At 64.8% G+C, this 17,335-nt stretch carries 12 protein-coding genes and 2 pseudogenes; 10 read left to right on the plus strand and 4 right to left on the minus strand.

From position 1 onward, the window contains the following. Positions 1 to 84 precede the first annotated feature (84 nt). Entirely contained in the window at positions 85 to 4,332 is a 4,248-nt protein-coding gene (locus tag OH809_RS41355; protein ID WP_406516206.1) for an NPCBM/NEW2 domain-containing protein, read from the minus strand. Between the two features lie 278 nt (positions 4,333 to 4,610). Further along, a pseudogene (locus tag OH809_RS41360) lies at positions 4,611 to 5,046 on the minus strand (alpha-galactosidase); the annotation flags it as partial. Between the two features lie 796 nt (positions 5,047 to 5,842). On the opposite strand from OH809_RS41360, the pseudogene OH809_RS41365 reads away from it, so the two are divergent. The 5 genes and pseudogenes from OH809_RS41365 to OH809_RS41385 form a co-directional block, all read left to right on the plus strand. Further along, positions 5,843 to 6,219 (plus strand): annotated as a pseudogene (locus OH809_RS41365) (IS6 family transposase); the annotation flags it as partial. 98 nt (positions 6,220 to 6,317) lie between these two features. Further along, complete coding sequence (locus tag OH809_RS41370; protein WP_406415809.1) at positions 6,318 to 6,722, plus strand: transposase; 405 nt, start codon at positions 6,318 to 6,320, stop codon at positions 6,720 to 6,722. Between the two features lie 96 nt (positions 6,723 to 6,818). Further along, entirely contained in the window at positions 6,819 to 7,334 is a 516-nt protein-coding gene (locus OH809_RS41375; RefSeq protein ID WP_406415808.1) for a transposase, read from the plus strand. A gap of 813 nt (positions 7,335 to 8,147) precedes the next feature. Then, positions 8,148 to 8,516 carry a transposase gene (locus OH809_RS41380; protein ID WP_406516330.1) on the plus strand — a complete coding sequence of 123 codons (369 nt, stop codon included), beginning with the start codon at positions 8,148 to 8,150 and terminating at the stop codon, positions 8,514 to 8,516. An 81-nt stretch (positions 8,517 to 8,597) separates the two neighbouring features. Next, complete coding sequence (locus OH809_RS41385) at positions 8,598 to 9,521, plus strand: IS3 family transposase (RefSeq protein WP_406516207.1); 924 nt, start codon at positions 8,598 to 8,600, stop codon at positions 9,519 to 9,521. On the opposite strand, the gene OH809_RS41390 is transcribed toward OH809_RS41385, so the two are convergent. Further along, positions 9,500 to 10,543, minus strand: coding sequence for an enolase C-terminal domain-like protein (locus OH809_RS41390; RefSeq protein ID WP_406415804.1), 1,044 nt, complete (start codon positions 10,541 to 10,543; stop codon positions 9,500 to 9,502). The two genes, OH809_RS41385 and OH809_RS41390, sit on opposite strands and share 22 nt — an antisense overlap. 32 nt (positions 10,544 to 10,575) lie before the next feature. Continuing rightward, positions 10,576 to 11,352 (minus strand): FadR/GntR family transcriptional regulator, encoded by a 777-nt coding sequence (locus OH809_RS41395; protein ID WP_406516208.1) that lies wholly within the window; start codon positions 11,350 to 11,352, stop codon positions 10,576 to 10,578. A gap of 633 nt (positions 11,353 to 11,985) precedes the next feature. Here OH809_RS41395 and OH809_RS41400 point away from each other — a divergent pair. From OH809_RS41400 to OH809_RS41420, 5 genes are all read left to right on the plus strand, one after another. Continuing rightward, positions 11,986 to 13,287, plus strand: a complete 1,302-nt coding sequence (locus OH809_RS41400; RefSeq protein ID WP_406415802.1) for an ABC transporter substrate-binding protein — start codon at positions 11,986 to 11,988, stop codon at positions 13,285 to 13,287. 79 nt (positions 13,288 to 13,366) lie between these two features. Continuing rightward, entirely contained in the window at positions 13,367 to 14,272 is a 906-nt protein-coding gene (locus tag OH809_RS41405) for a carbohydrate ABC transporter permease (protein ID WP_406415800.1), read from the plus strand. Next, positions 14,269 to 15,171 carry a carbohydrate ABC transporter permease gene (locus tag OH809_RS41410; RefSeq protein WP_406415798.1) on the plus strand — a complete coding sequence of 301 codons (903 nt, stop codon included), beginning with the start codon at positions 14,269 to 14,271 and terminating at the stop codon, positions 15,169 to 15,171. Before OH809_RS41405 ends, OH809_RS41410 begins: the two co-directional genes overlap by 4 nt. 188 nt (positions 15,172 to 15,359) lie before the next feature. After that, a complete protein-coding gene (locus tag OH809_RS41415; protein WP_406415797.1) occupies positions 15,360 to 15,992 on the plus strand; it encodes a Gfo/Idh/MocA family protein in 633 nt (210 codons plus the stop codon). After that, positions 15,968 to 17,179 (plus strand): Gfo/Idh/MocA family protein, encoded by a 1,212-nt coding sequence (locus OH809_RS41420; RefSeq protein ID WP_406415795.1) that lies wholly within the window; start codon positions 15,968 to 15,970, stop codon positions 17,177 to 17,179. The genes OH809_RS41415 and OH809_RS41420 overlap by 25 nt, the downstream gene beginning before the upstream one ends. The last annotated feature ends 156 nt before the right edge of the window (positions 17,180 to 17,335 follow it).

Raw genomic sequence — 17,335 nt, forward strand, 5'->3', positions numbered from 1 at the left:
AGAGAGCGCTGGTGGGAATCGCGGATCCGACTCCCGTGGCGGCATGTGGCCAACCGTGCGGGTGAGAACGGACCGGCGGGTGGCTCAGTCGCAGACCACCCGGGCGTCGGCCCAGTCGGCGTGGTCGGAGCCGTTGCCGTCACCGCCGTCGGTGACCCGCAGTGTCAGTATCCTGACCCCCGTCACGTCGACGTCGACGGGGCGGGCGTTGTCGGGGCCGCGGACGACGCCGGTATCGGCGAGCTGCTTGCCATCGCCGAGCACCTGGAACGCCACCGATCCGCTCTGGGCCTTCTCGTCATCGATACCAACCTCAGCATGGAAGGTGCGACAAGCACGGCCGAGCCAGATGGTGATCTCGCTGGTCGCGTGCACCCCGAGGCCCTTGGCGTACGTCTTCCCGTCGAGGGTCAGGGTTGCTCCATCGCCGGCGCCGGCCTCACCGTTGGACTTGTCGCGCTCGACCGGGCCCCACCCGTTGGTCGCGCTCAGGAACGGCAGGTCGCTGAGATATGCGGTTCCGCTCGGGGTGGGGGTGGGGGGCGGCAGGAACACCCGGACTGACCGCTCCACACGCACCAGGTGGTCCACCGGATCATCGGGGAATTGGAAATGGTAGGTGGCTACGGTCGGCAGGTCGACATACCCTGGGTCAAACTGCTTCGGTGGTGTGATGGCCCACCGACCCTCGAGGGACGAACCGTCCTGCATAGACGGCTTCGACACCGTCGCACCGTCGACCTGCCACCCGGAGGGCGGCGTCACGCTAAGCTCCACGTCGGTGATCGGCGTGTTCGCGGGCGCCCACCCATTGTCCGACATAGTGAACGTGCCGCTCACGTCGATGGCGCGGCCCGGTTGCGCATCCGCCTCGGTCGGGGTCAGCGTCAGGGACGTCTGCGGCCGCAGGCGGCCTCCGTTGATGGCGACTTCGAGCAGGTCGGTCGTTGACCCGTTGGAGCCGCCGTCGAACACCAGCTTCACGTACCGGGCCTGTGCGCTGAGCGGGTACTGGTTGTAGAACCCGAAGTAGGCGCTTCCCGTGGGGCCGTTGACGGTGCCGGCATCATTCCAGGTCACGCCGTCGTCACTGGTTTGGATCTCGATTGTCTTGGGCGTGTTGATGTACCGCTGATCCAGCGTGTTGAAGTTGATGTCGATGTTCGAGATCTCGGACTTCGCTGGAAGCTTGAATTGAATCCAAGCCTTCTCGTTTCCTGGCACCGACCACTTCGACTGATCGTTGTGGTCGGCGTCGATGAGCTTGCCGTCGGTGAGGTTCGACACGGCATCCTGCTGCTGGCTGGCAGTGATTTCGGCGCCCTTCGCAAGGTTCCGGTACTGCAGCAGGTCCAGGAAGACCCTGTTTGTCGTGAAGGTTTTACCGTCCAGTGTCACGTCTGCCCAGACGACTCCCCTCGTGGGCGCCTCGACCTGCGGGGTGATGATCTTGTTCTTCTTGAACGCGAACGTGTCTACTTCCTTGATGGCGACCGGCTTGTACTTGTCACCGCCGGCCAGATCGACGATGCCGCCATGCCATCTGATCTGTGCCGCATCCAAGCCGATGGGCCCGCCTGTGGCCGACCTGCCTTCTATCTCGTACTTGAGCCCGTCGTTCAGGCCGAACTCACCGTAGGCCTCTTTCCCTTCCACCAGCAACGACGCGCTGACCATGTCGGAGACATAGACGAGGCCGTCCTTGACCGTCACCTTCAACGCGCCTTGTTTGGTCACACCCTCATGAGTGCCTCGTACGATGATGCTCGTCGTGCCGTCCGACACCGGATGCACGATTCCACTGGGCTCAACCGCCGCTACCTCAGGATTCGCACTGCTGTAGGTCACGTCCGAAAGCTTGGCCTTCAGCGCGGGATACGTCATGTAGCCCTCGGCCTTGACCTTCAATACCTTCGGCGCCAGCTGCTCACCAGTCACGTCGATGTTGGTCAGCTTGTACTTGCGCTCAGGACTGTCGGTCACGATCTTGATGATCGTGTCGATCGGATCTTCCTGCACGTCGGCCAGGTTGATGGTCAGGCTGTCGCCCTCCTGGCTGAACGACGTCACCGGGATTTCGCTGTTCAACCATCTCACCGACTTCACCCGATCGTTGATCGGACGGATGGTCAAGGACTTGTCGGTAATCGCGTCGAAGCCCTTCTTGCCGTCCGGCCCCTTCATGATGTGAAGGTAGATGTTGTTGTCCCTGGCGGTCGCGTATCCCCATTGCGGACCAGTCGTGCTGTTGGGACGAGCGAACTTCTCATAGTTTCCTCGTCCATCGTCTTCGTAGCCGTAGCCCGCCAGGAAGTACGGCGTCGTGCCCGTCGTGGACTCGTGCCTCTCCGGCCCATGCTCCGGCCCGAACCAGTTGGCGAGGTTTTCTCTTACATCGATGAACTCCTGGACAGCCTTCGGGTACCTCGTGGCGATCTCTTGGGGAGAGTCCCAGTTCGGTCCCCGGCTGTCGATAACCGATTGATCGTTGTTGTCGACATTGCCCCGACCAGCATTACTCAGCATCTCTTTCGAGACCTGCCTGAAGTCGTCGCGCTTACTGTAGTACGGCGACATCATGTTCTTAGTGTGGATCATCTTCCACGGTTCCATGGGGGTCCGCTTCAGAAGATGATTTGCTGGCGTACTGGCATAGATACCAGACGCCTCTTCGGTTCTCAGATCCGGGTCGCCGTACTCTGCTCCCCACGCGTTTGAGTTCACGATGATGCCATCGCTGTAATCGCGTATCACGCTGTACATCACGTCAAAATTGGCATTGGGCATTGCCTGCGGACCGTCGAAGTACAGGTATTCCGGACCATAACGGTGGATGAGATCCTCCACATTCTGCACCAACACATCAGTGGAGAAATGCTGCAAACCGCCACCCTCGGTTGCGTAATACAAGCCGAATTTCATGCCGTGACGTTCTACTGCTTGTTCGAACTGCTTCAGTCCGTCTACTACTTTGCCGTTTTCATCCTTTGGAACGTATTCTGCCCTGATATGCTTCGGATCTGCGAACTTGGACGGCCAGTTATAGTTTTGCTGTAGCGCTTCGACCGACACCAGCGAGTGTCCTTGACGCTTCGCTCGCGCTGCCCATCGATCAACGGAGTAGTTCGGATCCACGTAGTAGTTGTACGTTGGGGCGGCATGGGTCAATGCGCCGACCCGGCCTTCTTCGAACCACTTGTTGGGACGTTCCTTCACCCTGATGGTGAAGTCCTTTGAAGCAGTGTTCCCTTCACTGTCAGCCACCTGGACAGTGAAGTGATAGTCGCCTGGTTTGGTGTTGACGCTGATGATGCCCTTGGTGCTGTTCAGATCGACTTTCCCGTCGACCAATCCGTCCGCGATGGATCCGTCAGGGTTCAACTCCAGACCATCAGGCAACTTCCCATCGACGATCTTCCACGTATAGCCCGGCGCGCCACCGGCAGCCATGAACTGGAACGTCGAAGCGGCGACGCCGTACTTGTTGCCGGCCGCCGACTTGTTCCAGACGTACGGCCATTCCTTGTAGCCGATCGGCATGTTGCCCTTCGGGAGCGGAGTGCCGATCGCATCGTCAGTCGAGAGTCCCTGCGACACGATCTGCAGGTTTCCCGACGGCCCTGTCACGGAACTGACCAGGCCATTGATCTTGTTGCCGACCTGATCCGCCACCCGGCCGTAGAACCCGAGATAGGCTACGTTCTGGTCCTTCGCGATCGGCACACCGTTTGAATTCACGTCCTCCGTGTAGGTGTGCTTGATCTGAATCATCAGCTTGTTCCAGCCTGCCTGCAGCTGGACTGCTTGCTTCGTCAGATCCTTCTGCACCTCCACCGGAGTGCTCGGGCCCGTCAGGCACCTGTCGTTCACATACAGCCGGTACGAACCGCTCGCCCCGACGTTGAAATATGCCTGCTGCTCGACCGGACTGTAGACGTACGTGTGCGCATACACGTACTTGTTCCTCGTATCGACACCCTTCTTGACGGCGTAGTACCCGTAGAGATCCTGGTAGTCGTCGTAGTTCCGGTTATAGATACGGTCGTCGAAGTACTCCCACTTTCTGTCTCCGTCGCCGAAGCTCAACGACTCACCGGTCTTCGGGGTGATCTTCGTCTTCCCGTCGACCGGTAGCGTCCCGGCCTCGCAGTCATACTGCTTGTCCACGACCGGCGAATCAAACGGACCCGACACCAGCCACGAGTTGATGAACGGAGCGCTCCCCGCCACCTGCTGCGCGTATGCCTGCTTCGCTGCGGGTACACCAAACAGGAGTGATGCGACTATCACCACTCCTAGGAGAAACCTGATCTCTTTATGCCGTTTGCTCACTGCCGAGGACCCTTCTTCCATCAGTGACTATTCGATGCTTCGCAATTACGGAATTGCGGGAGTGACCGTCAACTCGCATCGGGCGGTTCGCTGTGGTCAGGTGACGGCCGGGGAGTGTGGTGAGCCGCTGCCAGCAGGTCGCGAACGCCTTCGCCCAGGGCCAGGTGGCCTCGATCCGCAGCAAACGGCGGGCGGGCGTGCTCAAGAGGCGGGCGGGCAGGTGGTAGAGGCGAAGAAACCACCCTGACCAGGCGTCAACTGCGGCGGTGATGCCAGCCGCCGGCGCTGGTGTAGATCCCGAACTGTAGGCCCTTGGAGTCGACATAGTCGGCCAGGGCCTTGATGCCGTTCGGAAAGCGCACCGAGTCGGGGACGAGCTTGCCCTGAGCGTCGCGCTGCGGCAGCGCCCAGCAATCGTGGAGGTTGACGCACGTGTGGCCGACGTCTTTCAGGCATTTCTCGACGAAGATGTCGGCGATGCCTTTTGACTATGGCCTCGTTGAAGTCGGCCCGACTGTGGGTCGAGTTCCAGTTGTTGAAGCTCATCGGAGGGGTGAGAGTCACTCCGTCGCCGGGCGCCGCGGCGGTTGCGGACTCGGGAGCGGCAGTCGCGGCCGAGGCTTGGGCGCCGAGTCCCGCACCGCACAGCAGTACGGTGAGCAGGGATCCGATGATTCTTAGACTCCCGTGCTCGTTGTCCAGGGCGTCGGCCACGCCATCGCCCGCGGTCGGCCGCAGCTGTACACCGCGCCGCTGCAGGCCTTTCTGCCCGGCGAGGCGCTGCCCGACACGACGTCCTGACCCGACCGCTGCCGCAGGAAACTCCAACTGCTCCAGCCGAGTGCGGGTTCGCCCCGACCTGGTTGTCCTGGCTGGCAGCGGATGCGGCCAGCCAGCCGCGCATGGTTTTCGCCATCCGTACTCCTTCATGGGCAGGCCACGCGCGTTGGTTTGTACGAGAAGTTGTTGAAGTTTTGAGCACGGTCGAACGCGACCTCTCAGAGAACATCAAGCACCGCAGTGGCTGTCAATAGTCTGGGCAGTTTCTGGAACTATGACTCAAGGATTTGGCGATCTCCGCCCACTCGAATCCGGGTGAAACGGGATAAATGGGGCATCATTGCTATGGCTTATTGCCTTCGATGCCCCCGGATGTTTATGGTGCTTCGCAAGGTGGAAGAGCCTTCTCGTCGAGATGAGGCAGACTCTTCGCCCTGCGCCCTTTAGACCCTGACTGGGCTTGGGTGTTGCCGCGGCGAAAGCGCTGTTGTCTGCCCTGAGTTGGTCGCTCTGTTCCGCGTGTGATCCACAGATACGCACACAGCGTCGAGCGCCCGTGGCGCTGTCGGGCCTTTCGCTGGTCGTGCCTACGGGAATTGCGAACACTCCTGAGGGCACTGTCACGTTGGCGGATGGCGTGGGAGGATCCTCGGGTTGATCATGGTGGAGGGGGGGATCGTCCGTGGGGAGCACGTCGCCGTCGTACAAGGGGCACCGGTACCCGGTCGAGATGATCTCCCACTGCGTGTGGCTGTACTTCCGCTTCCCGCTCAGCTTCCGTGAGGTGGATGAGCTGATGCTCCAGCGCGGCGTGATCGTCTCCTACGAGACGGTCCGGCGGGGGTGCGCCAAGTTCGGGCAGGCCTACGCCGACGGACTGTGTCGCCGCCGGCCCGGCCCGGGGATAAATGGCATCTGGACGAGGTGTTCATCAAGGTCAACGGGGAGCGGAAGTACCTGTGGCGGGCCGTCGACCAGGACGGCAACGTGCTCGACATCCTCGTGCAGAGCCGCCGGGACAAGGCCGCCGCCCGGCGCTTCTTCCGCCGGCTGATGAAGAAGACACGCGCGGTGCCGCGCGTGATCGTGACGGACAAGCTCCGCTCCGTAAGTTGTTGGGTGGCCCCTCCCTGTCAGACTCTCGTGAGACATGAGGACAATCGAGTCTTCTGTTGTTAGCAGGGCGAGAACAGGATCTTTCGAACGTGACGCTGAGCAGTGCCGACCTTGAGGCCGGTGTGGCCGATGATGAGGTCGTGGGCAAGAAGAAGCGCGGTCCCCGCGCGGGCGGGCCGAAGCGGCGGTCCTTCACCCCGGAGTACAAGCTTCGGATCGTGGAGGAGTACGAGCGGCTGACCGAACCGGGCGCGAAGGGCGCGCTGCTGCGCCGGGAGGGGCTGTACCACTCGCACATCATCGACTGGCGGACCGCCCGGGACGCCGGCGCGCTGGATGCGCTGATCGCCAAGCCGTCCGGACCGACGGGCAAGAGCGCAGCCGAGAAGGAGGCCGAGCGGCTGCGGGCAGAGAACGAGAAGCTGGCCGCCGAGCTGGCCAAGTCCCAGAGGGCGCTGGCCATCCTGGGAAAAGCACACGAGCTCTTGGCTTGACTCTGTCGGTGATCTTGGTGTTTCCCAGTGCGCGAGCATGATCGGCGGGCATGCTCAGTGCTGTTTCGAAGGCCGATACAGCTGCCGAGGTGTCCGTTGTCGCTCCATCCCCGCTCCGGTGAGCAAGTCCCGCCTCTGACCGCGCAGATCGCACGGGCAAGCAATCCGACCGGTACGACGGCGATGTGGGTCAGAGACCGGCTGGACGGGTTGTGGTGCGACGAGGACTTCGCCGGCTGGTATCCGCGCGACGGGCGTCCCGGGCTCTCGCCTGCCCAACTGGCCACCGTCTGTGTGCTGCAGTTCCTGCTTGGTCTGTCGGACCGGCAGGCAGCGGAAGCGGTCCGCTGCCGCATCGATTTCAAGTACGCCATGGCCATGGAGCTGGACGATCCCGGCTTCCACCACAGCGTGCTGGCCGACTTCCGCGAGCGCGTCGCGCAGGACGACCGCGCCGACCGACTCTTGGATCTGGTGCTCGCCCGTCTGAAGGAGGCCGGCCTCGTGGGCGAGCGCACCACGCAGCGCACCGACTCCACCCACGTCCTGGCCGCGGTGCGCGACCTGACCCGGCTGGAACTGGCTCACCGAGGCGGTCCGTGCCGCGCTTGAAGAAGTGGCCCGCACGGCTGGGCATCTGCTGACCGGCCTGGTCGACGAGGACTGGGGGCGCCGCTATGGCCGCCCGGTCCGCCTGGGCAAGAACCCCACCCGGCCCAAGACCAGGATCCTCGCCGCCGGCAACGACGCCTGCCGACTGCTGGAGCGACTCCACCGGGACGGGTCCGCCTACCGGCGCGGCTTACAAGCCGAGGCCCTACGGCAGATCGTGGTGCAGCACTACTACCGCGACACGGCAGGCCGCCTGCGCTGGCGCACCACCGACGACGACGGGCTGCCGCCCTCCGCCTCGGCGATCGTCTCTCCCTACGACATCACGGCGCGCTACGTGCGGCACGGGCACATCATCAGCTGGAAGGGCTTCGCCGCGCATGTCACCGAGACGTGTGCCTCTGACAGCGTCAACGTGATCACGGACGTGGCCACCACGTCGGCCGCCACGAACGACGGCCAGGCCCTGGCCGGCATCCACACACGTCTGGCGCGTCGCGGGCTGTTGCCTGCCGAGCACCTGGTCGACGGCGGCTACACCTCTCTGGTCCACCTGGAACGAGCCGACCGCGAACACCAGGTCACCGTCACCGGACCACTGCCGGGCAACCCCACCCGCCAGCACCGCAGGAACGAGGGCTTCGACCGGGACGACTTCCACATCGACTTCGACCGCCGACAAGTCACCTGCCCCCAGGGCCAGGTCAGCGCGGGCTGGCACGGCCCCTACCCGACTTCCTCGCCCACCGCGGCGCCCCTGATCGTGGCACGGTTCACCAAGAGCCAGTGCCAGCCGTGTCCGGACCGCCCCCGGTGCACCGGTTCCCGCGAGAGCGCCCGCAACGTGGGCTTTCCCCGCGAGAACTCCGCGACCTGCAAGTCCGTGTCCGCAGCGAGCAGCAGACACCCGAGTGGAAGGCCCGCTACGCGGTCCGCTCCGGCGTGGAGGGCACCATCAACGAGTTCGCCCACGGACACGGCATGCGCCACTGCCGCTACCGACGACAGCCGAAAGCCCACCTGCAACACGTACTCACAGCCATCGCCGTGAACATCGAACGACTCAGCACTCGGTCAGTGACCCAGGAAACCCCTTCACCGAGACCGCCGACCGCCTTCCAGACCTTCCTGGACCAGCAGGGAATTCCCCGATCGAAGTCCTGGCGCACCCTCGGCACCTAACCTCGACCATCCAAGATCACCGACAGAGTCAAGCTTGGAACTGCTCTCCGGGAGCGAGGACTCCGAGCCCAAGCGAACGAAGTGATCACCGAGGCGTTCGCCGCCCTGGAGCCGGTCGTCGGGATCAAGCCGGCCTGCGAGCTGACCGGCCGCTCGCGGGCCACCGTCTACCGGCAGCGCCACCCCAAGCCCCGCGTGGCCGGGCCGCGCCGGGCGCCGGCAGCGCACCCGGCGGCCCTGTCCGAGCTGGAACAGGCACGGGTGCTGAGTGTGCTGCGCTCGCAGCGGTTCGTGGACAAGTCGCCGGCGCAGATCTGGGCCACCCTGCTGGACGAGGGAACCTACCTGTGCTCGATCTCCACGATGTACCGGCTGCTGCGCGAGCACGGTGAGGTCCGCGAGCGCCGCGCGCAGGCCACCCACCCACCCCGGGCCAGGCCCGAGCTGGTGGCCAACGGCCCGAGCCAGGTGTGGACCTGGGATGCCACCAAGCTCAAGGGCCCGGACCGCGGGATGTACTACGACCTGTTCGTGATGCTCGACATCTACTCCCGCAAAGCGGTCCACTGGCTCGTGGTGCCGCGCGAATCCGCCGCACTGGCCAAGGAGTTCATCGAAGACGCCTTCCGCGCCAACGGCGGCGTCGTCCCGGACGTGGTCCACGCCGACCGGGGTACCTCGATGACCTCCAAGCCAGTCGCCCAGCTGCTCGTTGACCTGAACATCGTCCGCTCGCACTCGCGGCCACGCGTGTCCAACGACAATCCGTACTCGGAAGCAAACTTCAAGACCTTGAAGTACTACCCGGTCTTCCCCGACCGGTTCGGCTCACTGGCCGACGCCCGCGCCTTCTGCCAGCGGTTTTTCACCTACTACAACAACGTCCACCGGCACTCCGGCATCGGACTGCACACACCCGCATTTGTCCACGACGGCGGACTGCCAGGTCCCAGATGTGATGGTGGGCGTCGATGCGCATGGGGTCACCAGCCGGGCTGTCCGTAGCCGATGCCGGGCGCGGTGGGCGCGCGCAGCATGCCGTCCGGGCCCACCGCTGGCTCGCGTACCACGGGATTGGTGTAGACGAGGGACTCGTAGTAAGAGGTGTTCGGGATGGCCATGCACAGATGGGCGTTGACCAGCCCCGGACCGTGCACCTCGGAGCGTAGCTGGAAGCTGTCGGCCAGGTGGGCTATCCGCAGGGCGCCGGTGATGCCGCCCTTGTACTGAGCACTGGTCCGCACATAGTCGGCCGCGCCGGCGGAGATGAAGTCCGCCATGTTCAGATGTGCGCCGTCGGAGGTCTCGCCGACGAGTAGCGGCACGGTCACGCGTTCAGCGAGCCAGCGGTACGAGGTCACGCTGAACTCCCGCATCGGCTCCTCGTACCAGGTGTAGTCGGCCTCGGCCAGCGCCTGGCCCACATACACAGCATCGGCGAGGTCGAAGCCGGCGGAGCCGTCGTACATCAGCGGAACAGCATCGCCGACATGTGCCCGCAGCTTCTGGCAGAGGTCGGCGTCGGCGCGGGCATCCCCCCAGGCGTGAAGCTTGATGCCGACATAGCCGGCCTCCAGGCATTGGTCGGCGACGTCGAGAAACTCCTCGACGGTGGAGAAGGTGACCGTGCTGGCGTAGGCAGGGAGCGCCTCGCGGTATCCGCCGAGCAGCCGGTGGACGGGGAGTTCAGCAGCCTTCCCGGCGAGGTCCCAGAGAGCGACGTCGACCAATCCGAGCGCATAGATCGGAAACTCCTCGATCCGATCGAGCTCCCAGAGCCGGTGCCAGAGGAGCTCCCGCTGCAGCGGGTCGCGGCCGATCAAGTCCTGCCGGATGAGGCGCTTCACCAGGTCGGCCACGATCAGTCCGCGCCGGGTGTGGGCTACCCCGGTCAATCCCTCGTCGGTGTGGATCCGCAGGATGCCGCCGACCACCGGCCCCTCGGATCCGGGTAGTCCGGCGCGCCAGCGGAACTGCGGCTGGGCGGGGAGGTCGACGAGTTCGACGGTCACATCGGTGATCTGCATGGTGTCCTACGTATACGAGAGTGGTGGCTGGCTCAGGCGGATGGGGTGTCGTTGGAGAGCAGGCGACGCCTGATTTCCTGCTGGCACTGGTGCGTCGTCATATCGATGTGCTCGGCCATCAGCCTCGTGGCCAGCGCCTCGTCGCCGGAGGCGATCGCCTCGGCGATGGCCACATGCTGGTCGGCGGCCACCGTCAGCGATCCGCCGGCGAACCCGGCCAGCCCTATGGCGCTGACCTGCCGCTGGAGTCGGCGCACCGAGTTGATCGTGGAGGCGAAGAACATATTGGACGCAGCGGCCCCGATGCCGCCGTGGAAGTCCTCGTCGGCTCGGGTGAATGCCTCGAGGTCGGAGCGCGCCGCCGCCTCCGCCGACTGCTGCGCCGCTTCGCGGATGACCTTGACCTGCGCCGGAGCCGCCCGCTGCGCCGCAAGCTGCGCGGCGATGGTCTCCACATGGAGGCGGAACTCGAAGAACTCTTCCACCTGGCGCACGTCGGCCGGCAGGAACTGGGAGAAGGGCTCCCGCCACGGGGACGCATCGGGTTCGGCTACGTAGATACCCCGGCCCTTCTGCACGGAGAGCCGTCCCAGCGCGGAAAGGATCTTCACCGCCTCGCGGACGACCGTTTTGCTCATCCGGATCTCGTCCGCCAGGTCCTTCTCGGTGGGCAGCCGAGCGCCGGGCGGAAGCTGCTCCCGGACGATGTATTCGAGGATCAGCTCGGCCGCGATCTCGTAGCCAGGGCGGTAGCCGCCGTCCCCGGTGGACCGCTGCGGGACGGGCGATGACTGGTCAGGCAGGGCCAACTCGGTTCCCTCCAATCGCTGCGGTGCGCGTGTCCCGTAGGGGACGTGTACCCGATGCGGACATGCGACAACGGTGAATGGTTCATATCTATTTGGTAGCAGGTACTCAGTGAATCACAAGTAGGGGCTTGACGCGAGAGGACCTCGCACCCAGACTCGTGCCACCTTGAGACGACCGGCCACTCGCAGCTCACGGCGGCCCGATCGTCGATGATCGATCGGGGCGTGAGTCTGAACAGGTGCGCTGTGCTGGGCGGGAAGATGTATCGGCCAGCTGGCAGCGAAGACCGAAGAATCAGATTTATCTGCCGTCGTCCGTGAGGCAGGGAGAATGGACATGTACATGCTTACTCACAGAGCCTCCTGGGGAGCCGCGCTCGCGGCCGCCGGACTGCTCCTCGGTACCGCTGCCTGCGGCAGGAACGGCTCGTGGCGGGGTCCCTGATGGCGTCTGCGCCGATGATCGTCTCCTTCCTCCTCCAGCGGCAATTCATCCAGGGCATCCCGCCCAGCGCGTCGGCTGGGTGAACACGGCTCCAAAGACCGGGCCTTGCGAAATCACTTTGGGAAACCTTGTGCAACGTGTCGCACCCCGCTGACACGGGCACCCCGGCACCAAGAAATGAGGCACCCGTGCGTACACAACGGCGTAGGACGCGGTACCTGATCCTGGGCTCCGTCGCCGCGGCAGCCCTCGCGCTCACTGGCTGCACTGCCGGTGCGCCCGCATCATCCGATTCCGGTGACGACGTCACCCTGACCTTCCTCGTCTCCGAGTCCCCGAACCTCACTCCCGAGTACTGGGACGCCGCGATCAAGCGCGCGTCCGAGAAGGTGCCGGGAGTCACCATCAAGAAGGTGGTCGGCGAGAATACGCCGGCCTACGCCCAGCAGCTGTTCGCATCGGGCCAGGCGCCGGACATCTTCGCTGCCGGCATCGCGGACGGCCTCGCGCAGAAGGGCGAGCTCGCCGAGTACACCCGCGCCGAGCTGGAGGCCGCAGGCATCACCGACTTCACCTCCGGCACGATCAACGGCAAGTTCTACGGAATACCCACTGGCGCGCAGGCTATCCCGCTCGTCTACTACAACAAGGACCTGTTCGCGAAGGCCGGCATCAGCGCGCCGCCGAAGACCTACGCCGAGCTGCTTGACGACAGCGCGAAGCTGAAGGCCAAGGGCATCGCGCCGTTCGAGATCGGTGGCGGCGGCAAAGACACCTGGGCGACCGCGTTCGCGCTGAACGCCGCCGTGGCGGCAGACGTGCTGATCGCCGACCCCGCCTGGTTCGTGAAGCGCGAGAAGAACGAGGTGAAGTTCACCGATCCGGCATTCGTCGGCGCCGCCACGAAGGTGGCGAAGCTCATGAAGGACGGCTACGGCGACCCCGACGCGATGACTCGTCCCTATACGGACCTCGAGCAGGCGTTCCTCGACGGCAAGGCCGCGATGTACCCGATGGGCTCGTGGTTCACCGCCGCCGCGGACAAGGCGAAGCGCACCGACATCGGCGTGTTCGGCTGGCCGAGCGACGGCGGCAAGGCCGCCATCCCCGTGGTTACCGGCGCGGGCATGAACGTGAATGCCAAGTCGAAGAACGTCGAGCTCGCCAAGAAGTGGTCTCTCGCGTTCGCGACCGACAAGAAGAACCTGGACGAGACGGTGATCACCGACGGCGGGATCATCTCGGTGAAGGGCTACAAGATCCCGGACGACGTCGGCCCGCTCTACAAGGAGATGGCGGATGGCTACGCCACGGCAGCGGCTGCCAAGGCCACGGTACCGGCCTGGGGCAACATCACCGGCGACGGTGCGCTGCCGCCCGGATTCAACGACCTGATGATCGCGGCCAACGTCGACCTGCTGACGGGCAAGAAGACGCCAAAGCAGTTCGCCCAGAACCTCGACGAGCAGTACGCGGCCGCGCAGAAGTAGTCACGGCTCACAGCGAGACGGGGATGGTGCCGACCATGCACGGCGCCATCCCCGTTCCTGAAGCCAGATCGGGAAGAACATGTCATCCACGCACACGCGGACCAAGCGCCGGCTGATTCCGCGCAGTCCGCTCCATTTCCTCCTCTTCGCCGTGCCCGGCGCCGCGCTCTACGCGACGTTCGTGCTCTGGCCGCTGCTGGTGGCGTTCTGGTCGAGCCTGACCAACGAGAGCGCCTACCGGGTCACCACCTCGTTCGTGTGGTTCGACAACTACGCCCGGCTGTTCTCCGATCCGGCGTACATGCAGACCCTCCGGAACACGGTGATCCTCACGATCATCAGCGCCATCGTGCCGAACGCACTCGGGCTCGGCATCGCGGTGCTGCTGGATCGGAGCGGGTGGGCCTTCAACGCGATGCGGGCCGTCTTCTTCACTCCCGTCATCCTGTCCTCGGTCGTCGTCGCGGTCATCTGGCAGCAGCTGCTCAAGAATGACGGCCTGGTGAACTCGGCCCTGCGATCCTTCATGCCGGATCCGCCCGGCTGGCTGTCCGATCCCGCGCTCGCGCTGTACAGCGTAGGCGGCATCGTCGCCTGGCAGGCGGTCGGCGTGTGCGTGGTGCTGTATCTCGCGGGGCTGCAAAGCGTCCCCAAGGAAATGCTCGAAGCGGCAGCCATCGACGGCGCGGGCCCGGTGCGCCGCTTCTGGACCGTCACCTGGCCGATGCTGGCGCCCTCCGTCACCATCATGACCGTGCTGTCGATGATCAACGGCTTCAAGATCTACGACCAGGTGAAGGTGATGACGAACGGCGGGCCGGGCGTCGGCACCACGTCGACGCTCTCCTTCGACGTCATACGAACCGGGATCGACTCCGGTGCTATCGCCTACGGCGCCGCGAAGGCGGCAGTGATGTTCCTCATCATCGCGGCGATCTCGCTGCTCTCGATCCGACTGATGCGCAAGCGAGAGGTGGACCTGTGATCACGGCAGAACCGGTCGCCGTCAACGAAGATCCGGGCCGCGCGCGTCGCAGGCGACGCAAGACCAGTGTCGACATGGGCCGCGCCGGGCTGACCCGCACGCTGGTCGCGCTGGTCGTCACGGTGATCTTCATCTATCCGATCTACCTGGTGATACTGAACTCGTTCAAGACGCAGGACGCCATCTACCGGTACCCCGGTATCCCCGCCGGGCCGCTGACGTTGCAGAACTTCGTGGACGTGCTCACCCGCTCCGACGCGCTGTTCTGGAACGGCCTGATCAACAGCGTCCAGATCACCGTCATCGCCACCGCGATCTCGACCATCGTCGCCGCGATGATGGCGCACTACATGGTGCGATCGACCAGCTGGTTCGCGAAGGCGCTGTGGGTCGCCATCCCGCTCGGCCTGATGATCCCGCAGGCGACGACGCTGCTGCCGCTACTGCGCATGCTGCGGGATCTCGGGCTGATCGGCTCGGTGCTCGGATTGATCATCGTTTACGTCGCCGGGAATCTGCCGTTCGGGGTGCTGGTGTTCACGGGATTCATGCGGACCATCCCGAAGGAGCTCGAGGAGGCGGCGGCCATCGACGGGGCGGGGCCCGTCCGCACGTTCTGGGCGATCGTGTTCCCGCTGCTGCGCCCGGCCGGAGCGAGCGTCATCGTCTTCCTGGCGGTCGGCCTGTGGAACGACTTCATCACCCCGCTGATCATCCTGGGCCCGGCCAGCGGCAGCACGGTCACCGTCGGCATTTACCGCCAGATCAGCGAGCACGTGTCGAATTACGGCGCGGTGTTCGCTTTCATGGTGCTCGCCACGATCCCGATCGTGATCCTGTTCATCTTCCTGCAGAAATACTTCGTGAAGGGACTGCTCAGTGGTGCATCAAAGGGATGACGCCGTCATCCCAAGCACGCGAGACATCCGCCTGGCCGTGGTCGGCGCCGGAATGCGCGGCCATGCCTACGCGTCGGGGGCGGCCGGGATCCCCGGCGTCGAGATCGTCGCGGTGGCCGAGCCGAACCCGACCACGGTGGCCCGCTTCACCCGCGGATTCCCCGGCGCGCAGGTCTTCGGCGACTGGCGTGAACTCGCCGCGCAGCCGCGCCTCGCTGACGCCGATCGTCACGCTGCCCGATCAGGAGCACCGCGACGCGAGCGTCGCGTTCGCGGAGGCGGGCTACGACATCCTGCTGGAGAAGCCGATCGCCACCAGCCCGGAGGACTGCGACGACATCGAGGCCGCTGCCAGCAGCAACAACGTCAGCGTGACGGTGTGCCACGTGCTGAGATACACCTCGTACACGCAAAAGCTGCGCGAGCTCCTCGACTCCGGAGCCATCGGCGAGATCATGCAGATCGAGCCGGTCGGGCATCTGCACTTCGTGCACTCATTCGTGCGGGGCAACTGGCGTCGGTCCGCCACCAGCCACAGCCTGTTGCTGGCGAAGTCGTGCCACGGGGACCGGTGTGGAGCAGATCCTCCTGGGGAGCCGTGCTCGCGGCCGCCGGACTGCTCCTCGGTACCACTGCCTGCGGAGGGAACGGCTCGTGGCGGGGTCCCTGATGGCGTCTGCGCCCATGATCGCGGCTTTCCTCTTCCTCCAGTGGCAATTCTTCCAGGGCATCGCCCTCACCGGCAGCAAGGGCTGACGGGCTCCTCATCTCAACGAGGAGTGAAAGGACTCCAAGAATGGACGACATCAGGCTCGGCGTGATCGGGATGGGTGTACGCAGCGACATGGTCGGGCTCGCGCACCGGCCGGGGGCCGGCTCCCGCGTGGTCGCCTGCTGTGACCGGGACCGCCGGATACTCGACGCCGCGCCGGAGCGCCTCGGCGCCGGCGTACGGACCACGACCGACCACCGCGAGTTGCTGGACGCAAAGCTGGACGCGGTGTTCATCCTGACGCCGGATCACACCCATGAGCCCCTCGGAGTGGATTTCCTGCGGGCCGGCGTCCCGGTGTTCCTGGACAAGCCGATGGCGATCACCCCATGGGGATGCGACCGCCTCCTCGCGACCGCCCGCAAGCACAAGACGCCCCTGTACGTCGGCCACAACATGCGCCACATGCCGGTCGTCCTCGCCATGCGCAAGATCATCGACGAGGGGCTCATTGGCGAGGTCAAGGCTATCTGGTGCCGGCACTTCGTCGGCCACGGCGGGGACTTCTACTTCAAGGACTGGCATGCCGACCGGCGCAACACCACGGGTCTCCTGCTGCAGAAGGGGGCTCATGATATCGATGTCATCCATTGGCTCGCAGGCGGGTACACCCGGCTGGTGAACGCCATGGGCGGCCTGGTCGTCTACGGCGACCTCACCTCGCGGCGCGAGCGCGGGCCAGGGGAGCGGATGACGGACTGGATCTCACCGGAGGAGAACTGGCCGCCGCGCAGTCTGACCGGCCTCAACCCGGTGATCGACGTCGAAGACCTGAGCATGATGCAGATGCGACTGGACAACGGCGTCTTCGCCAGCTACCAGCAGTGCCACTTCACCCCGGACTACTGGCGTAACTACACCGTCATAGGGACCGAGGGTCGACTGGAGAACTTCGGCGACGCCGAGGGCTCCGTCGTAAAGATATGGAACCGCCGTTCGGACTACCGCGCGCAAGCCGACCTGACCGTGCAGGTCCACACCCCAAAGGGCACCCACGGGGGAGCGGACCCCAAACTCGTCGCGGAATTCCTGCAATTTGTCCGGACGGGAGCAGCCACCCTCACCTCCCCGGTCGCAGCCCGCGAGGCCGCGGCTGCCGGCTACGCCGCCACTCTCTCCCTCCGGGACGGGGGCAGGCCGGTCTATGTCCCAGCCCCCGACCCGCAGATCACCGCATACTTCGCGAACCAGGCAACCTTTGTCGGCGGCCCGATGCACGGAAACACAACGTTGTAGTCCCGCATCACAGATGGGATGAACATGAGAAAGGGGAATCATGACATGTATGGGGAGAGGAAGCGAGGGACGTTGGCACCCCGATGGATGACGCGCGTCGGTGCCTCGCTGTTCGCGATCGCAGCGCTCTCGACAGCGACGTCCTACAGTTCTAAC

This window comes from Streptomyces sp. NBC_00873 (genome assembly GCF_045207415.1).
In the GTDB taxonomy this organism is placed as follows: domain Bacteria; phylum Actinomycetota; class Actinomycetes; order Streptomycetales; family Streptomycetaceae; genus Streptomyces.

Excerpts from the sequence above, each read along its gene's own strand:
- OH809_RS41405 (WP_406415800.1), top strand. The coding sequence starts at position 13,367 with ATGTCATCCACGCACACGCGGACCAAGCGCCGGCTGATTCCGCGCAGT.
- OH809_RS41420 (WP_406415795.1), top strand. The coding sequence starts at position 15,968 with ATGGACGACATCAGGCTCGGCGTGATCGGGATGGGTGTACGCAGCGAC.
- OH809_RS41390 (WP_406415804.1), bottom strand. The coding sequence starts at position 10,543 with ATGCAGATCACCGATGTGACCGTCGAACTCGTCGACCTCCCCGCCCAG.